Here is an 18050-nt window from a genome sequence, read left to right on the forward strand (position 1 = left end):
GTTTTTCGCTCGAACACCTGGTCGCGAACCCTGTAGCCGCTGCCGCAGGCTGCGAACGGCCCCGGAGGAGACGCCGGGATATTGAATACGCCGCAGGTTCGACGGGAAGTTGCCAGCCAAGGCCCTGCGTACCGAACGCGGCCCGGCCTTTCGCAGCTTCGCAGGCTCAGCAGCGGCTACAGGCGTTTTGTGTGGGAAAAGCCGGGAAAACCCCGGGCTTGAGAGGGTGAGGCAAGCTGTCACGCGGCAAATAACCACAGAGTTGCATGGCGAAATTAGGACTACTCTTTCAACGTTGCTTGATCCAGATCAAAACCTTTTTGCAAAGGCTGATGTGGTGGCCCAAGTGCCAGACTCCCTGCGTAGCGATGGTTTAAAAAAGAACGAATCCGAATTCGCCGCACTCCATATCCGTGGGGGCAGTGGGTGCAGGCCTCTGGCCGGCAGCCGGTATTACCTGATAGAGGAAAGCTTATGTTCGGTTTAGAGGCTCTTGATCTCGCCCGAATTCAGTTCGCGTTCACCATCTCGTTCCATATCCTGTTCCCGGCGATCACCATCGGCCTGGCGAGCTACCTGGCGGTACTCGAAGGCCTCTGGCTGAAGACCCGCGACGACACCTACCGCGATCTCTACCACTTCTGGTCGAAGATCTTTGCCGTCAACTTCGGCATGGGCGTGGTCTCCGGCCTGGTGATGGCCTACCAGTTCGGCACCAACTGGAGCCGCTTCTCGGACTTTGCCGGGTCCGTCACCGGCCCCCTGCTCACCTATGAAGTGCTCACGGCCTTCTTCCTGGAAGCCGGTTTCCTCGGGGTGATGCTGTTCGGCTGGAACAAGGTCGGGCGCAAGCTGCACTTCTTCTCCACGGTGATGGTGGCCATCGGCACCCTGATCTCGACGTTCTGGATCCTCTCGTCCAACAGCTGGATGCAGACCCCCCAAGGCTATGAAATCGTCAATGGCCAGGTGATCCCGGTGGATTGGCTGGCGGTAATCTTCAATCCGTCATTCCCCTATCGCCTGGCGCACATGGCTGTAGCGGCGTTCGTCGCCACGGCGTTCTTCGTCGGTTCGTCCGCAGCCTGGCACTTGCTGCGCGGGCGGGACAACCCGGCCATTCGTCGCATGCTGTCGATGGCCATGTGGATGGCCCTGATCGTGGCGCCGGTGCAGGCGGTGATCGGCGACTTCCATGGCCTCAACACCCTCAAGCACCAGCCGGCGAAAATCGCCGCCATCGAAGGCCACTGGGAAAACGTCGGCAACGAGCCGACCCCACTGATCCTCTTCGGCTGGCCGGACATGAAGGCCGAGAAAACCCGCTTCGCGGTGGAAATCCCTTACCTGGGCAGCCTGATCCTCACCCACTCGCTGGACAAGCAGGTGCCGGCGCTCAAGGAGTTCCCACCCGAGGACCGGCCCAACTCGACCATCGTCTTCTGGTCGTTCCGGATCATGGTCGGCCTGGGCATGCTAATGATCTTCACCGGCCTGTGGAGCCTCTGGCTGCGCAAGCGCGACACCCTCTACACCTCGCGCCCGTTCCTGTACCTGGCGTTGTGGATGGGCCCCTCCGGGTTGATCGCGATCCTGGCCGGCTGGTTCACCACCGAGATCGGCCGCCAGCCGTGGGTGGTCTATGGCCTGATGCGCACGGCGGATGCCTCTTCCGGCCACAGCTTTGTGCAGATGAGCATCACCCTGGCGCTGTTCGTGGTGGTGTACTTCTCGCTGTTCGGCGTGGGTATCGGCTACATGATGCGCCTGGTGCGCAAAGGCCCGGTTACCAACGAAGGTGCCGAAACCAGCCACGGTGGCCCCGGCCAGAAACGCACCCCGGCCCGTCCGCTGTCCGCAGCCGACGATGACCACGACGCCGACCACGGCACCCGCCTGAACAAGGGGAACTGAGTCATGGGTATTGATCTTCCGCTGCTCTGGGCCGTGATTATCATCTTCGGCATCATGATGTACGTGGTCATGGACGGCTTCGACCTGGGGATCGGGATTCTCTTCCCGTTCGTCAAGGACGACCGCGACCGTGACGTAATGATGAACACCGTCGCGCCTGTCTGGGACGGCAACGAAACCTGGCTGGTACTGGGGGGCGCGGCGTTGTTCGGCGCCTTCCCGCTGGCCTACTCGGTGGTGCTCTCGGCACTCTACCTGCCGCTGATCCTGATGCTGGTGGGCCTGATCTTCCGTGGCGTGGCCTTCGAGTTCCGCTTCAAGGCCAAGGAAGACAAGCGCCACATCTGGGACAAGGCCTTCATCGGCGGCTCGGTGGCGGCGACCTTCTTCCAGGGCGTGGCCCTGGGGGCATTCATCGATGGGCTGCCGGTGGTCAACCGCCAGTTCGCCGGCGGTTCCCTGGACTGGCTGACCCCCTTTACCCTGTTCTGCGGCCTGGCGCTGGTGGTGGCCTATGCCTTGCTCGGTTGCACCTGGCTGATCATGAAGACCGAAGGCAAGCTGCAACTGCAGATGCATGACCTGGCGCGGCCCCTGGCCTACGTGGTGCTGGCGGTGATCGGCGTCGTCAGCATCTGGACGCCCCTGGCCCACGCCGAGATTGCCGCGCGCTGGTTCACCCTGCCGAACCTGTTCTGGTTCCTGCCGGTGCCGATCCTAGTGCTGGTGACCATGTACGGCCTGCTCCGCGCCGTGGCCCGCAACGCCCACTACACGCCGTTCCTGCTGACCCTGGTGCTGATCTTCCTCGGCTACAGCGGCCTGGGCATCAGCCTGTGGCCGAACATAGTGCCACCGTCGATCTCCATCTGGGACGCCGCCGCGCCGCCGCAGAGCCAGGGCTTCATGCTGGTGGGCACCTTGTTCATCATCCCGTTCATCCTGGGTTATACCTTCTGGAGCTACTACGTGTTCCGCGGCAAGGTCACCCACGAAGACGGTTATCACTAGGTAGGAGCCGGCTTGCCGGCGAAGAGGCCTTCGCGCCTTGCGCCGAGCTTGCGGTCGCTTTCGCTGGCACGCCAGCTCCTACGGGAATCCGGGTTAGGCAGGAGTTGAGGTCATGAGCGGTAAACACTCTTTGCAGGAAATCGAACAGGCGGAAAAGAAGCCGCTGTGGCAGCGCCTGGGTTGGCTGGTAATGATCTGGGGCGGTAGTGTCCTGGCCCTGTTCGTGGTCGCCAGCTTGATGCGCATGTTCATGAATGCCGCAGGCCTGACCACCCACTGATCATCCCATCCCGTTGCCTTGCGGCTCGGTTTCAACCCTCCCTTGGTGGAGGGTTTTTTTTGCCTGTCGAAAAGGCCGCTGTGTTCTGGCGAGCCCTTACTTGCGGGCCTTGAGGATGACGAACTTGGGGGTTGCCGCCACTTGCTCGACGCCGCGGAACAGCCGCGCCAGCTTGCTGTGGTAGCCCAGGTGGCGGTTGCCGACGATGTACAGTGCGCCCCCTACCACCAGGGCCTCCCGGGCCTGCTGGAACATGCGCCAGGCGAGGAAGTCGCCCACCACCTGCTGCTGGTGGAACGGCGGGTTGCACAGCACCACCTCCAGGGATTGCGCTGCCTGGCCGGCCAGGCCGTCGCCGGCTCGCATTTGGGCTTCGCGCTCGCCCAGCACGGCCTGCCAGTTCTCCCGGGCCGATTGCACCGCCATGAAGGATTCGTCCACCAGGGTGTAATGGGCCTGGGGGTTGTCCAGGGCGCTGGCAATGGCCAGTACGCCGTTGCCGCAGCCCAGGTCCGCGACCCGGGCGCTGCCGAGGTTCTGCGGCAGGTGCGGGAGGAAGGCGCGAGTGCCGATGTCCAGGCCTTCGCGGCAGAACACGTTGGCGTGGTTGAGCAGCTCGATGGCCGGCTGTTCCAGGCGATAGCGGGTCGGGTAGGGCGACACGACGGGCTGCTTGTCTTGCGGCGTGGCAATCAGCAGCCGAGCCTTTTTCACCGCCAGCGAGGCCTGGACCGGGCCGATGTAGCGCTCCAGCAAATCACCGGCGGCGCGGGGCAGGTGCTTGACCATCGCCGCCGCCACCACCTGGGCGCCGGGGGCCAGCTGCCCTTGCAGGCGGATCAGTTGCTCTTCCAGCAGGGCCAGGGTCTTGGGGACGCGGATCAGCACCCGGTCGAAGGGGCCGGCCAGGGGCTCGCTGGCCGGCACCACGCGCACGGCGTCGAAGGGCAGGCCGTTGCGCACCAGGTTCTTTTCCAGGGCCAGGGCGCCCAGGTAGGAGTCGCCACTGCTGCTGACCTGGACCTTGCCCAGCAGGCTCGCGGCCAGGGCGCCGAAGCTGTCGTTGAGCACCAGCACCCGGGTGTCGCTGGCCGGTTGTTGTTCGGCCAGGTAATTGAGCAGGTATTCGTCCGCCGCGTCGAAGGCTTGCAGTGGCTCGTTCTGCTGTTCGGGCTGGCGGATCAGGTCGAGCTGGGCGAAGGAGCTTGCAAGCAGGGGCATGGGGCGGACTCTAGGTAATCGGTGAATGTCCCGGCGGTGGGGGCTGTCGAGCGCACGGGAACCCTCGGACAGCGGCAGTGCGGGCTGTTCGAAGCGGGGCTAAATGGTACGTTTTTTTGTCGCTGATTGCCCGCGCTCTATGCCATTACAAACCGCCGGTGTTTCTGCGCGGCGCTTTGCGGGACACTAGCGCATCGGTTTTGTGGAGCCTGTCATGACTGCCAGTGAAGAAAAGTACACCCGCCAGACCCTGCTCGAGGTCCAGCCCTTGACCTCCAGCCTGTTCACTCTGCGCACCACCCGGGATGCGGGGTTTCGCTTTCGTGCCGGGCAGTTCGCTCGCCTCGGGGTGACCAAGGCCGACGGCAGTACGGTGTGGCGCGCCTATTCCATGGTGTCGTCGCCGTTCGATGAGTTTCTCGAGTTCTTTTCCATCGTGGTGCCCGGCGGTGAGTTCACCAGCGAGCTGAGCCGCCTGGAAGTGGGGGACAGCCTGCTGGTGGATCGCCAGGCCTTTGGCTACCTGACCCTGGACCGTTTCGTCGATGGTCGCGACCTCTGGTTGCTATCCACCGGCACCGGGATTGCGCCGTTCCTGTCGATCCTCCAGGACTTCGAGGTGTGGGAAAAATTCGAACGCATCATCCTGGTCTACAGCGTGCGCGAGGCCAAGGAGCTGGCCTATCAGCGCCTGCTGGCCGAGTTGCCCCAGCGCGAATACCTGGCGGAATTTGCCCACAAGCTGCAATTCATCAGCACCGTGACCCGCGAGCAGCATCCGGGCAGCCTCAACGGGCGCATCACCCAGTTGATCGAGAACGGTGAGCTGGAGCGTGCCGCCGGCGTGGAGCTGAGCCCCGAGCACTCCCGGGTGATGCTCTGCGGCAACCCGCAGATGATCGATGACACCCGCGCCCTGCTCAAGCAGCGGGGCATGAGCCTGAGCCTGACCCGGCGACCGGGGCAGGTGGCGGTGGAAAACTACTGGTAATGAAAACGGCGCCATCAGGGCGCCGTTGTCGTATTGCGGGATCAGCCTCAGGGCTTGTTGTTCTGAGCCTTGAGCAGATCGCGGATCTCCCCCAGCAGCTCTTCTTCCTTGGTCGGCACCGGCGGCAGCGTCGGGGCCACGGCCTCTTCGCGCTTGAGACGGTTGATCACCTTGACCCCCATGAAGATGGCGAAGGCAATGATCACGAAGTCGATGATGCTCTGGATGAACTTGCCGTACGCCAAGACCACTGCCGGCGTATCGCCCGCAGCCGCCTTGAGCGTGACCGCCAGATCCCCGAAGTTCACCCCACCGATCAGCAGGCCGATTGGCGGCATGACCACGTCGCCAACAAAGGACGAGACGATCTTGCCGAACGCGGCGCCGATGATGATACCGACGGCCATATCGACCACATTACCTTTGACCGCGAAGGCCTTGAATTCACTTAGCACGCCCATAGGTTATTCCTTGCTACAGATGAGGTTGGTTACGGCAGTGTAATTCAGCAAAAAGCATTTTGCCGAAACAACTTTTTACAGCTCGCGGGGTTATCGACCGATAAAGAGGCAAATAGTTTATTCAAAGTGCCATCAAATCGCGCGCGATATACCCCGCGCCCCACGATATAACCAGTACATTCTGTCAATCGAGCGGTTACGGCCTTTCTATTTATCTTTCAAATATTTAGTCACTAGCCTCTAGCAGGCGCATCGAGATGCGCCTTATATAACTAGAGGAATACAACATGACCGCTTCTCTTGGCCTTGGGAGTCTTTCCCAGCGACGCGTACTGGGCGTGCTTGCCGCCAGTATGCTTTCCCTTTCCGTACAGGCCGCCACGCTGACCCGCGACAACGGTGCGGCAGTGGGCGACAACCAGAATTCGCAGACTGCGGGCGCCACCGGCCCGGTGCTGTTGCAAGACGTGCAGTTGATTCAGAAACTCCAGCGGTTCGACCGCGAGCGCATTCCAGAGCGTGTGGTGCATGCCCGTGGCACGGGTGCCCACGGTACTTTCACGGTAACCGACAACCTCACGGACCTGACCCGTGCCAAGGTGTTTGCCGCCGGCGAAGTGACCCCGGTATTCGTGCGTTTCTCGGCGGTGGTGCATGGCAACCACTCCCCGGAAACCTTGCGCGATCCACGGGGCTTCGCCACCAAGTTCTATACCGCGGACGGTAACTGGGACCTGGTGGGCAACAACTTCCCGACCTTCTTCATTCGTGATGCCATCAAGTTCCCGGACATGGTGCATGCGTTCAAACCCGACCCGCGCACCAATCTCGACGATGACTCGCGGCGTTTCGACTTCTTCTCCCATGTTCCAGAAGCCACCCGTACTCTGACCGAGCTGTATTCCAACTCCGGCACTCCGGCCAGTTACCGGGAAATGGACGGTAATGGTGTGCATGCCTACAAGTTGATCAACGCCAAGGGCGAAGTGCACTACGTGAAGTTCCACTGGAAGAGCCTGCAGGGTCTGAAGAATCTCGACCCGAAACAAGTGGTGGAGGTACAGGGGCGCGATTACAGCCATATGACTAATGACTTGGTAACCCACATTAATAAAGGGGACTTTCCCAAGTGGGACTTGTATGTCCAGGTATTGAAACCCGAAGACCTGGCCAAGTTTGATTTCGACCCGCTGGACGCTACCAAGATCTGGCCCGGTGTGCCCGAGCGCAAAGTCGGGCAGATGGTGTTGAACCGCAATCCGGCCAACGTCTTCCAGGAAACCGAGCAAGTGGCCATGGCACCGGCCAATCTGGTGCCAGGCATCGAACCGTCGGAAGACCGCCTGCTGCAAGGCCGGGTGTTCTCCTATGCCGATACCCAGATGTACCGCATCGGCGCCAATGCCCTGCAACTGCCGATCAACGCGCCGAAGAACCCGGTGAACAACGGCAACCAGGACGGCGCGATGAACCTGGGCCACAGCAGCACGGGGGTCAACTACCAGCCGAGCCGCCTGATGCCACGCGAAGAGCCGCAGACCGCGCGCTACAGCCAGATGGCGCTGGCGGGCAGCACCCAGCAGGCGAAGATCCAGCGCGAGCAGAACTTCAAGCAGGCCGGTGACCTGTATCGCTCCTTCAGCAAGAAGGAACGCCAGGACCTGATCGACAGCTTCGGCGGCTCCCTGGCCACCACTGATGATGAGAGCAAGCACATCATGCTGTCGTTCCTTTACAAGGCCGACCCTGAATACGGCACTGGGGTGACCAAGGTGGCCAAGGGCGACCTGGCCCGAGTCAAGGCCCTGGCGGCGAAGTTGAGCGACTGATCGAGCGAGCCTTACCCGTCACGCCCGCCCGGGCGTGACGTCTTTTTCCGACAGAGGAGTCGCGCCATGCGTCTTTTTATAGCGCTGCTGTCAGTGGCCTGGTCGTTTGCCGCCTACGCGCAGCCTACGGCCGAAGCAGCGGTCGCCGCCGACCCGGTGGCGGTCAAGGTCCAGCTGGAAAACTACTATTTCGATGCCGCCCGCCGTGGCGATGTGGAAATGCTCGACACCTTTATCGCGGCCGGCTATTCCCTCGATACCCAGGATGAAAAGGGCTACACCGCGCTGATCCTCGCGGCCTATCACGGCCAGGGCCCGGCGGTGGAGCGCCTGCTGGCCGCTGGGGCCAACGCCTGCGCCCAGGACAAGCGTGGCAACACGGCCTTGATGGGGGCGATCTTCAAGGGCGAGGTGCAGATCGCCCGGCGCCTGCTGGCCGCCGATTGCAGCCCCGACCAGCGCAATGGCGCCGGGCAGACGGCGGCGATGTACGCCGGCCTGTTCAAGCGCGCCGAGCTGCTGGACGCACTGGCAGCCAAAGGCGCCGACCTGAATGCCGAGGATCCCCTGGGCAATAGCGCCACGCGCCTGGCCAGCGGGCAGATACGCACCGTCGCGCCGCACTGATCCGTCCTGTCTGCGCTATCATCGCGGTTTTTGCCGGGGGTTCAGATGGCCAAGGCCAAGCGCATGTACGGCTGCACCGAGTGCGGCTCCACCTTTCCCAAATGGGCCGGGCAATGCGGTGAGTGCGGGGCCTGGAACACCCTGACCGAGACCATGATCGAAAGCGGCGGCGCGGCGGCGCCTGCCGGGCGCACCGGCTGGGCTGGGCAGCAGGCGCAGATCAAGACCCTGGCGGAAGTCAGCGTCGAGGAAATTCCGCGTTTCTCCACCGCGTCCGGCGAACTCGACCGGGTGCTGGGCGGTGGCCTGGTGGACGGTTCGGTAGTGCTGATCGGCGGCGACCCGGGGATCGGCAAGTCGACCATCCTGTTGCAGACCCTGTGCAACATCGCCACGCGCATGCCGGCGCTGTACGTCACCGGTGAGGAATCCCAGCAGCAGGTAGCGATGCGCGCCCGGCGCCTGGGCTTGCCCCAGGATCAACTGCGGGTGATGACCGAGACCTGCATCGAAACCATCATCGCCACGGCCCGGGTAGAAAAACCCAAGGTCATGGTGATCGACTCGATCCAGACGATTTTCACCGAACAACTGCAGTCGGCCCCGGGCGGCGTGTCCCAGGTGCGCGAGAGCGCGGCCTTGCTGGTGCGCTACGCCAAGCAGAGCGGCACGGCGATCTTCCTCGTCGGCCACGTGACCAAGGAAGGCGCCCTGGCCGGGCCGCGAGTGCTGGAGCACATGGTGGACACCGTGCTGTATTTCGAGGGCGAGTCCGACGGGCGCCTGCGTTTGCTGCGGGCGGTGAAGAACCGTTTTGGCGCGGTGAATGAGCTGGGTGTATTCGGCATGACCGACCGTGGTTTGAAGGAGGTTTCCAATCCTTCGGCGATCTTCCTCACTCGTGCCCAGGAAGAGGTTCCGGGCAGCGTGGTGATGGCCACCTGGGAAGGCACCCGGCCGATGCTGGTGGAGGTCCAGGCGCTGGTGGATGACAGCCACTTGGCCAACCCGCGCCGGGTGACCCTGGGCCTGGACCAGAACCGCCTGGCCATGCTGCTGGCGGTGCTGCATCGCCATGGCGGCATCCCCACCCACGACCAGGATGTGTTCCTCAACGTGGTGGGCGGGGTCAAGGTGCTGGAAACCGCCTCCGACCTGGCGTTGATGGCCGCCGTGATGTCGAGCCTGCGCAACCGTCCGTTGCCCCATGACCTGCTGGTGTTTGGCGAAGTCGGCCTGTCGGGTGAGGTGCGCCCGGTGCCCAGCGGTCAGGAGCGCTTGAAGGAAGCGGCCAAGCACGGCTTCAAGCGAGCTATCGTGCCCAAGGGCAACGCGCCGAAAGAGGCGCCGCCGGGCTTGAAGATCATTGCCGTGACCCGCCTGGAGCAGGCGCTGGATGCACTTTTCGAGTAAGCATGCTGGTCTTTTTTGAAAGGAAGCAGGTGATATGGCCATGAGCGGATTCAGGGGGCGGGTGTTGGGTTGGGGGTTGCTGGGCTATTGCGGCCTGGCCCTGGCACAGCCGGCCGAGGTGCCGGAAGGCTATCGGATTGCCCAGCAGGTGCTGGTGGGCGACGGTTCGGTGCTGGAGGTGCTGGAGGATGTGCGCATCACCCCCCAGTTGCATGCCGATAGCTGGGGCAATGGCCTGGACGCCGACAGCTTTGCCGAGCCGGAGGGGGATCAGCCGAGCGCGCCGTTGGGAGCCCAGGCGCGCCTGGTGTCCGATAGCGGCGAGGTACTGGCGCAGAAGTCCCTGGGCTACCCGATGGCCACCGTGGAAAAGGCACCGCTGAACGGCCTGCCGTCCCCGGCGTTTTTCCTGACCATCGACCAGACCGCTCCCATGGGCAGCTACAGCGGCCCGGCCACCCAAGTGCTGATGCCGGAACAGAATCAGTTGGACCCGGTGCTGTGCCAGGGGGAGGGCGCGGAGAAGCAGCCACTGGTATTTGCCCAGACCGGCAAGGCGGCCTGGCAGATCGTACCGTCCGTTGGTGGCGGCACGGAAAGCATCCAGCAGGTGTCGTCCGCTTCATCGATGGAGAACGAAGAGTTCGTTACCACCTATCGCACCTTCCGTTATGCCGACGGCCAGTGGACTGTCGCCACGCGCCAGCAGGCGGGTTACTGGGACACGGAAAGCGAGTTTCCCGAGCCCGCGCTGTTTCCCTGAAAGGCCATCAGATATCGATCAAGGCCCGGAGCTCGCGCTCAAGCTCCTCGGGGTCTCCCAGGTTCAACTCGATCAGGCGCCTGAGGTGCTCGATGGACTCCAGGCCGATGTGCAGGCAGACGAAGCCCAGTTGGCCCTTATTGTCATGGGCCAGTTGTACGTCCATGCGCACATCCGCGTCGGAGCTCAGGTGAATGTCGGCCTCGAAGGGGCGCGCCGGGTCGCCCAGCCACGGGTCGGGGCGCTCGATCAGCAGGCCCTTCAGTGAAAGATCCAGCAGCCGTACCGGCCAGCGGTGGGTGCCTTGGCTGAGTTCGGTCCGGGCATCGAAGGCGATGCGTTTGAAGCGTCGGCGGTCGTCGTGTTGCTCGGTCATGGGCTGGCCCTCTGCATGGTGCCCTGAACTATAGACCCCGGTTCGCGCCTGTCGCTACAACCAGCGCCGGACCTTGCGGCAGTAGTCACGGTAGGGCTGGCCAAAGAGCTCCAGCAGTTGTCTCTCGTCCGGGCGGATCACCGTGCGGTTCATCAGGTACAGCAGCCCCGGCAGCAACAGCCAGGGCCACAGGTTGCCCAGCAGCAGGGCAATGGCGCAGTAGCCCAGGGTGTCGCCCAGGTTGATCGGGTTGCGCGAGATGGCGAAGGGGCCATCGCGGAGCAACTGGTCGGGCTGGTCGAAGTTGCTGGAGGTGGTGCGCTGTTGCCGGAAACGCCACATGGCCCAGAACGACAAGCCCTGCCCGAAGACGATCAGGATCACTGCCAGGCTGCGCACGCCGTTATTGACCGGCAGCGGCAAGGGCAGCCAGCCGCTGAGAAACAGCGCCAGGGTCAGGCACAGTAAATACAGGAGTGGCGGTGGCAATGGCGGTTGTTCGGGTGGCGTTGACATGGAGGTTCCTGCACCAGGGCTCAAGCGTGCGACTGTCGGCAAGTGCCCAGGGTTCCGGTTTTTTCCTGGCGGGCGCCGCTCAGGCAGATCGGGAGCAAGAAAAACCGCCCTCATAAGTTAAAAGAAGGCTCTAGACCAACGTGGGGGGTGGTCTTTAAGAGCAGTAGCGCTACACTCGAAACGCGGTTTTTCTATCCTCCTGGCTGGAATAAAAAAATGAAAAATAATAATAGCCTGTTGCGCCATGTTCCTTGGCTGCTGCTGGCAATCGTAGGAGCTTGCGCCCTTGGCGTAGTTGCATTGCGTCGCGGCGAGGCGATCAACGCCTTGTGGATTGTGGTCGCCGCCGTGGCCATCTATCTGGTGGCGTACCGGTATTACAGTCTGTTCATTGCCAACAACGTGATGCAGCTGGACCCGGGCCGGGCCACGCCCGCCGTGGTCAACAATGATGGTCTGGACTACGTCCCGACCAACAAGCACATCCTCTTCGGTCACCACTTCGCGGCCATTGCCGGCGCAGGCCCCCTGGTGGGCCCGGTGCTGGCGGCGCAGATGGGCTACCTGCCCGGCACCCTGTGGCTGATTGCCGGGGTGGTCCTGGCCGGTGCGGTGCAGGACTTCATGGTGCTGTTCCTGTCCACCCGGCGTAACGGCCGTTCCCTGGGCGACATGGTCCGTGAGGAAATGGGCCGTATCCCGGGGACCATCGCGCTGTTCGGCTGCTTCCTGATCATGATCATCATCCTCGCGGTGCTGGCGCTGATCGTGGTCAAGGCCCTGGCCGAGAGCCCGTGGGGCATCTTCACGGTGATGGCGACCATCCCGATCGCGGTGTTCATGGGCGTGTACATGCGCTACATCCGCCCGGGCCGCATCGGTGAGATCTCGCTGATCGGCGTACTGCTGTTGCTCGGCTCCATCTGGCTGGGTGGTCAGGTGGCGGCGGATCCGGTGTGGGGCAAGATGTTCACCTTCACCGGTGTGCAGATCACCTGGATGCTGATCGGCTACGGTTTCGTCGCGGCAGTACTGCCGGTGTGGCTGATCCTGGCACCGCGGGACTACCTGTCGACCTTCCTCAAGATCGGCACCATCATCGCTCTGGCGATCGGCATCCTGATCACCATGCCCGAGCTGAAGATGCCGGCCCTGACCCAGTTCACCGACGGCACCGGCCCGGTGTGGAAAGGCGGCCTGTTCCCCTTCCTGTTCATCACCATCGCCTGTGGCGCGGTCTCCGGCTTCCATGCGCTGATCTCCTCGGGCACCACGCCCAAGCTGCTGGATAACGAAGCCAACGCCCGCTACATCGGCTACGGCGGCATGCTCATGGAGTCCTTCGTGGCGATCATGGCCATGGTCGCGGCCTCGGTGATCGAGCCGGGCGTGTACTTCGCCATGAACAGTCCGGCGGCCATCGTCGGCGGCGACGTGGTGGCGGTAGCCCAGACTGTCAGCAGCTGGGGTTTTGCGATCAGCCCGGACCAACTGCAGGCGGTGGCCAAGGACATCGGTGAAAACACCATCCTGGCCCGTGCCGGCGGCGCGCCGACCCTGGCGGTGGGGATTGCGCAGATCCTCCACCATGTATTGCCGGGTGAGAACACCATGGCCTTCTGGTACCACTTCGCGATCCTGTTCGAAGCCCTGTTCATCCTCACTGCGGTGGACGCCGGTACCCGTGCCGGGCGCTTCATGCTCCAGGACCTGCTGGGTTCCTTCGTTCCGGCGCTGAAACGCACCGAGTCGTGGACCGCCAACCTGATTGCCACCGCAGGCTGCGTGGCGCTCTGGGGCTACCTGCTGTACCAGGGCGTGATCGATCCTCTGGGCGGCATCAACACCCTGTGGCCGCTGTTCGGCATCTCCAACCAGATGCTGGCCGGTATCGCCCTGATGCTGGGTACCGTGGTGCTGATCAAGATGAAGCGCCAGCGCTACATCTGGGTCACCCTGCTGCCGGCTGTGTGGCTGCTGATCTGCACCACCACCGCAGGCTTCATCAAGCTGTTCGACGCCAACCCGGCGATCGGCTTCCTGTCGCTGGCGAAGAAATACAGCGATGCAATGGCCAACGGCCAGATCATCGCTCCGGCCAAGGACATCACGCAGATGCAGCACGTGATCTTCAACGCCTACACCAACGCGACCCTGACAGCCCTGTTCCTGCTGGTGGTGTTCAGCATCCTGTTCTACGCGCTCAAGGTCGGCATCGCCGCCTGGGGCAGCAAGGAGCGTACGGATAAAGAATCGCCCTATCAGGCCGTGCCGGACGCGTAACTCGAGGATTGCAACGATGTTCAATGACCTGAGTCGCCTCGGTAAATACCTCGGTCAGGCCGCGCGCCTGATGGTCGGCATGCCCGACTACGACAACTACGTCGAGCATATGCAAACCAAGCACCCGGACAAGCCGGTGATGTCGTACGAGGCGTTCTTCCGGGAACGCCAGGAGGCGCGATACGGCGGCAAGGGCGGTCCGAAGTGCTGTTGAAACACAGCGTTTGAGCCACCCCCCTGTAGGAGCCGGTTTGCCGGCGATAGCGGTTCTTCGGACGCCATCGCCGACAAGCCGGCTTCTACGTTTTTATGCGTGGGAGATCCTGTTTTGCACAACCCTATTCCCGTGACCGTGCTCAGCGGTTTTCTCGGCGCCGGCAAGACCACTTTGTTGCGCCACCTGCTCAAGGCCGAGCACGGCCTGAAGATCGCCGTGATCGAGAACGAATTCAGCGATGCCGGCATCGACACCCAGTTGCTGGGCGAGCAGCCGGTACAGGTCATGACCCTGTCCAACGGCTGCGTCTGCTGCACCATCCACACCGACCTGACCAAGGCCCTGTACCTGTTGCTGGAGCGTCTGGACAGCGGCGAGATCGACTTTGACCGGCTGGTGATCGAGTGCACCGGGCTGGCCGATCCGGCGCCGGTGGCACAGACCTTCTTCATCGATGAGGAACTGCGCGAACGCTATATCCTCGACGGCATCATCACCCTGGTGGACGCCAAGCACGCCGAGTTCCACCTGACCCAGACCATTGCCCAGGCGCAGATCGGTTTTGCCGACCGGCTGCTGGTGAGCAAGCGTGACCTGGTGGACGAGGCGACTTTCGAAGCCCTCGGCCAGCGCCTGACCCGGATCAACCGCCGGGCACCGATCCGCCTGGTGGAGCACGGCCAGATCGACCTGGCCGAGCTGCTGGATGTGCGGGGGTTCAATCTCAATGCCGACCTGGGGGGCGGTCTCAGCCTGCGGCCAGTGAGCAAGGCGCCGTCAGTGGACCGGATTTCCAGCCTGGTGCTGCGCACCGAGCAAGCCCTGGACCTGGATCGCCTGAGCGAATTCATGAATGAGCTGCTGGAAGACCACGGCAAGCAACTGCTGCGCTATAAAGGTGTGCTGAGCGTTATCGACGAGCCCCGGCGCATGGTGTTCCAGGGCGTGCTCAAGCTCTATGGCTTCGATTGGGACAGCGAATGGGCCGAAGGCGAAGTGCGCGAGAGCGTGATGGTGTTCATTGCCGACGATCTGCCGGAAGAGAAGATCCGGCAGGGGTTCGAGCGGATGCTCGCGGGCTGATGGCGGCTACAGGCCGCCCAGCAGGCGCTGCTCCAGGTGCGCCAGGTGCTGGTTCATCAGGGTTTCGGCCTTTTCGGCATCGGCCTCCTGTAGTGCATCGATGATCTTCGAGTGTTCCTGCCAGGAGCAGTAGTTGCGGGCCTGGCCCTCGAACTGGGCGATGGCCAGTGAGGTCAGGGGCACCAGGCTGCCGAGGAATTGTGCCAGGGGCCCGTTGCCGGCGATTTCCGCCAGTTGCAGATGGAACTCCCCGGACAGGCGGATAGCCGGCCCGCGCTGGTCGCGGGCAATGGCCTCGCGCTCCTGGGCGATCAACTCGCGCAAGGGTTGCAACTGGCGCCGGGGCTGCTGGCAGGCCAGGCGCACCAGGGTGATTTCCGTCAGGCGCCGGGCATGCAGGATCTGCCGGGTCTGTTCCAGGTCCGGCGCCGCTACCTGGGGCCGGTAATTGGGCCGCAGGATCACCACTTGCTGATGGGAAAGCCGCGCCAGGACCTGGCGCACTATGCTGCGGCTGACGCCGAAGGCCTGCCCCAGGCTGTCTTCGGTGAAGCGGCTGCCGGGAGCGATGCGCTGTTCGAGAATGGCGTCGAAGATCTGCGGGTAGACATCATCCACCAGCAGCTTCCTTTCGCCCCGAGGGCGCCTTGGCAGGCTGGCCACCCGGGTGAAGGGATTGTTTTTCAGGGCGTAGCTGACCATGGCCTGTCTCCAGTCCGGTTGCTGACTCGGGGGGATTACTGGGCGCTGTTGCCCAGGTGATCGTCCGGGATATTCAGTTCGATGCCCATGCGCTGGCCTTCCTGGAGGATGTGCCGGCGCATCTCGGCGCTGGCCAGGGCGCTGTTCTTGTTGCGGATGGCCCGCACCACCGCCTCGTTTTCTTCCAGGCGTTCGGCCAGGTGCTCCGGTGAATTGCGCAGGATCTGTGCACTTTGCTTGAGGGCATTGCTGGTCTGTTGCACCACGTTCTGGAAGATCGGGTTGCTGGTCAGGGTGAAGAGTTCCTCGTGGAAGGCGATGTAGGCGTTGACCCCGGCTTCGCTGTCGCCGGCTTCAAGGGCTTCGCGCATGTCCATCAGGGTCAGGCGCAACTGGCCGACTTCCTTGCTGCTGATGGATTGCGCCACCAGGCCGACGATGAAGGGCTCCAGGGTGTAGCGCAGTTGCAGCACGTCTTCGAGGCTGGCCCCGGCCACTGCACTGTCGCTGCCCTGCGCTTCGTCCAGGGGGGTGTCCAGCACCACCACGCCTTTGCCGGGCATGGAGCGCACCAGGCCCAGGGTCTCCAGGACGATCACCGCTTCGCGCAGGCTGGGGCGGCTGATGCCCAGTTGCTCGGCCAATTCGCGTTGCCCTGGCAGCATGTCGCCGGAGCGCCACTGGCCGCGGGCCAGGGCGGCCCGGAGCTTTTCTACCACTGAATTCACCACTGTTGACGAGCTGATCACTGTTGACTCCATGAACGATTAATAGCGCGCTGTTGCCGCGCCGAGTGTTGTGCCTGCCGATGACAGGCACAAGATCGGGTCAAAATTCCTGCTGGTGGGCGCCGGTCACCGGTTTTCGGGCCTGGAAGGTGTAGCCCTGCTGGCCGCTGAGCACCTTGTTGGCCCGCTGCACGTCGATGTCCTTTTCCCAGCGGGCGATGGCGACGGTGGCCACGCAGTTGCCGATCAGGTTGGTCAAGGCGCGGCCAATGCCCATGAACCAGTCCACCGCCAGCACCAGCACCAGGCCCACCACCGGAATCGCCGGGATTGCAGTCAGGGTTGCCGCCAGGATCACCAGCGCCGAGCCGGGGATGCCGTGGGCGCCCTTGGAGGTGATCAGCGACACCAGAAGAATGGTCAAGAGGTCCGACATGGACAGCGGAGTGCCGGTGGCGTTGGCAATGAAGACGATGGCCAGGGTCAGGTAGATGGAGAAGCCGTCGAGGTTGAACGAGTAGCCGGTGGGAATCACCAGGCCTACGGTGGAACTGCCGATCCCCAGGTGTTCCAGCTTGCGCATGATCTGCGGCAGCACCGCGTCGGAGGAAGCGGTGCCGAGGACGATCAGCAACTCTTCGCGCAGGTACTTGAGAAAGGGCAGCATGCGCAGGCCCGACAAACGCATCACCAGGCCCAGGATCACCGCGACGAAGGCAAAGCAGGTCAGGTAGAACAGCCCCACCAGGCTGCCCAGGTGCTGCAGCGAATCCAGGCCGTACTTGCTGGTGGTGAAGGCGATGGCACCGAACACGCCGATGGGCGCCAGACGCACGATCATGCCCATGATGCGGAAGATCACATGGCTCAGTTCGTTGATCAGCCGGGAGATGCCCGAGGCGGCTTCACCCACCAGGTTAAGGGCGCTGCCGAACAGCACCGAGAACAGCAGCACCTGGAGGATGTTGTTCTCGGCGAAGGCACCGATCACCGAGGTGGGAATCAGGTCCATGAGGAACTGAGTGGTGGTGTGCATGTGCTGGCCACGCTGGGCGATGTCGCCCATGTCCGCGGTGGACAGTTGCTCCAGATGGATGTTGGCGCCGCTGCCGATGCCGGTGCTGAAGGCCATGATCAGGCCGATCACCAGGGCCACGGTGGTGAGGATCTCGAAGTAGATCACCGACTTGAGGCCGATGCGGCCGACCTTCTTCAGGTCGCCGGCACCGGAGATGCCGCTGACGACCACGCAGAACACGATCAGCCCGATCAGCATCTTGATCAGCTTGATGAAACCATCGCCTAGGGGTTTGAGCTGGGAGGAGTATTCGGGGAGGGTGAGTCCGCACACGATGCCGAGCATCAGTCCGAGGACAACCTGGAGGAAAATCGAACGCGAGCACCATCTGAGCATGGGGGGAATCCTGGTCGGTGTCCTGTCTGCCGTGCGCGGGGGAGGCGCAGCGGATGGAGGACTTAATTATTGTGGTCTTACCGGTATGTCCAGTGCAGGCGCAGTCTACGCTCGGGTTTTATGGGTTTACAAGGGGGAGGGTGCAGATTGGCTTTACCGGTCTGACCAGTGGTTTTTCCTCCTCTGGCCACTGTAGCCGGTGTCGCAGGCTGCGATCGGCC

Annotated in this window: 18 protein-coding genes; 11 read left to right on the forward strand and 7 right to left on the reverse strand. The window is 63.1% G+C overall.

The genetic code is table 11. The annotated features are described in order from the left end of the window. The first annotated feature begins 474 nt into the window (after positions 1–474). The 3 genes from AC07R1_RS28030 (at position 475) to AC07R1_RS28040 (ending at position 3205) form a co-directional block, all read left to right on the forward strand. Positions 475–1914 carry a cytochrome ubiquinol oxidase subunit I gene (locus tag AC07R1_RS28030; protein ID WP_011063588.1) on the forward strand — a complete coding sequence of 480 codons (1440 nt, stop codon included), beginning with the start codon at positions 475–477 and terminating at the stop codon, positions 1912–1914. A 3-nt stretch (positions 1915–1917) separates the two neighbouring features. Next, on the forward strand, positions 1918–2925 hold the full coding sequence (gene cydB / locus AC07R1_RS28035) for a cytochrome d ubiquinol oxidase subunit II (protein WP_011063587.1): 1008 nt from the start codon (positions 1918–1920) through the stop codon (positions 2923–2925). Between the two features lie 112 nt (positions 2926–3037). Next, complete coding sequence (locus AC07R1_RS28040; protein ID WP_011063586.1) at positions 3038–3205, forward strand: DUF2474 domain-containing protein; 168 nt, start codon at positions 3038–3040, stop codon at positions 3203–3205. 96 nt (positions 3206–3301) lie between these two features. Here AC07R1_RS28040 and AC07R1_RS28045 read toward each other — a convergent pair whose 3' ends face one another. Next, a complete protein-coding gene (locus AC07R1_RS28045; RefSeq protein WP_495111158.1) occupies positions 3302–4426 on the reverse strand; it encodes a methyltransferase in 1125 nt (374 codons plus the stop codon). Between the two features lie 214 nt (positions 4427–4640). Between AC07R1_RS28045 and AC07R1_RS28050 the strand changes: the two genes are divergently transcribed. Next, the gene (locus AC07R1_RS28050) at positions 4641–5417 is read left to right on the forward strand and encodes a ferredoxin--NADP reductase (RefSeq protein ID WP_019095097.1); all 777 of its coding nucleotides are present in this window, start codon (positions 4641–4643) and stop codon (positions 5415–5417) included. A gap of 47 nt (positions 5418–5464) precedes the next feature. Here AC07R1_RS28050 and mscL read toward each other — a convergent pair whose 3' ends face one another. Next, on the reverse strand, positions 5465–5878 hold the full coding sequence (gene mscL, locus AC07R1_RS28055; RefSeq protein WP_011063583.1) for a large-conductance mechanosensitive channel protein MscL: 414 nt from the start codon (positions 5876–5878) through the stop codon (positions 5465–5467). A gap of 287 nt (positions 5879–6165) precedes the next feature. On the opposite strand from mscL, the gene katB reads away from it, so the two are divergent. The 4 genes from katB to AC07R1_RS28075 all read left to right on the forward strand — a co-directional run bounded on the left by katB (position 6166) and on the right by AC07R1_RS28075 (position 10510). Beyond that, positions 6166–7707 carry a catalase KatB gene (gene katB / locus AC07R1_RS28060; protein WP_053160119.1) on the forward strand — a complete coding sequence of 514 codons (1542 nt, stop codon included), beginning with the start codon at positions 6166–6168 and terminating at the stop codon, positions 7705–7707. A gap of 66 nt (positions 7708–7773) precedes the next feature. After that, positions 7774–8334: an ankyrin repeat domain-containing protein gene (locus tag AC07R1_RS28065; RefSeq protein ID WP_495111159.1), complete on the forward strand. Its 561-nt coding sequence runs from the start codon at positions 7774–7776 to the stop codon at positions 8332–8334. 45 nt (positions 8335–8379) lie between these two features. Then, on the forward strand, positions 8380–9747 hold the full coding sequence (radA, locus tag AC07R1_RS28070) for a DNA repair protein RadA (RefSeq protein WP_011063580.1): 1368 nt from the start codon (positions 8380–8382) through the stop codon (positions 9745–9747). A 34-nt stretch (positions 9748–9781) separates the two neighbouring features. Continuing rightward, entirely contained in the window at positions 9782–10510 is a 729-nt protein-coding gene (locus AC07R1_RS28075; RefSeq protein WP_019095099.1) for a hypothetical protein, read from the forward strand. Positions 10511–10517: 7 nt separating this feature from the next. Here the strand turns inward: AC07R1_RS28075 and AC07R1_RS28080 are convergent, their stop codons facing one another. Then, a complete protein-coding gene (locus AC07R1_RS28080; protein WP_093409789.1) occupies positions 10518–10886 on the reverse strand; it encodes a PilZ domain-containing protein in 369 nt (122 codons plus the stop codon). A 54-nt stretch (positions 10887–10940) separates the two neighbouring features. Next, entirely contained in the window at positions 10941–11402 is a 462-nt protein-coding gene (locus AC07R1_RS28085) for a methyltransferase family protein (RefSeq protein ID WP_015637107.1), read from the reverse strand. Between the two features lie 216 nt (positions 11403–11618). Here AC07R1_RS28085 and AC07R1_RS28090 point away from each other — a divergent pair, with 216 nt between their 5' ends. The 3 genes from AC07R1_RS28090 to yjiA all read left to right on the forward strand — a co-directional run bounded on the left by AC07R1_RS28090 (position 11619) and on the right by yjiA (position 14985). Next, complete coding sequence (locus tag AC07R1_RS28090; RefSeq protein WP_011063576.1) at positions 11619–13685, forward strand: carbon starvation CstA family protein; 2067 nt, start codon at positions 11619–11621, stop codon at positions 13683–13685. A 16-nt stretch (positions 13686–13701) separates the two neighbouring features. After that, positions 13702–13899, forward strand: a complete 198-nt coding sequence (locus AC07R1_RS28095; RefSeq protein WP_007937254.1) for a YbdD/YjiX family protein — start codon at positions 13702–13704, stop codon at positions 13897–13899. Between the two features lie 114 nt (positions 13900–14013). Next, on the forward strand, positions 14014–14985 hold the full coding sequence (gene yjiA, locus AC07R1_RS28100) for a GTPase (protein WP_015637106.1): 972 nt from the start codon (positions 14014–14016) through the stop codon (positions 14983–14985). A 6-nt stretch (positions 14986–14991) separates the two neighbouring features. Here the strand turns inward: yjiA and AC07R1_RS28105 are convergent, their stop codons facing one another. The 3 genes from AC07R1_RS28105 to AC07R1_RS28115 all read right to left on the reverse strand — a co-directional run bounded on the left by AC07R1_RS28105 (position 14992) and on the right by AC07R1_RS28115 (position 17829). Next, complete coding sequence (locus AC07R1_RS28105) at positions 14992–15687, reverse strand: GntR family transcriptional regulator (protein WP_011063574.1); 696 nt, start codon at positions 15685–15687, stop codon at positions 14992–14994. A gap of 35 nt (positions 15688–15722) precedes the next feature. Then, positions 15723–16436, reverse strand: coding sequence for a FadR/GntR family transcriptional regulator (locus AC07R1_RS28110; protein WP_041119954.1), 714 nt, complete (start codon positions 16434–16436; stop codon positions 15723–15725). Between the two features lie 79 nt (positions 16437–16515). Next, positions 16516–17829, reverse strand: coding sequence for a C4-dicarboxylate transporter DctA (locus AC07R1_RS28115; protein ID WP_015637104.1), 1314 nt, complete (start codon positions 17827–17829; stop codon positions 16516–16518). Positions 17830–18050 lie beyond the last annotated feature (221 nt).

The organism is Pseudomonas sp. GW821-FHT07F01 (assembly GCF_059418825.1).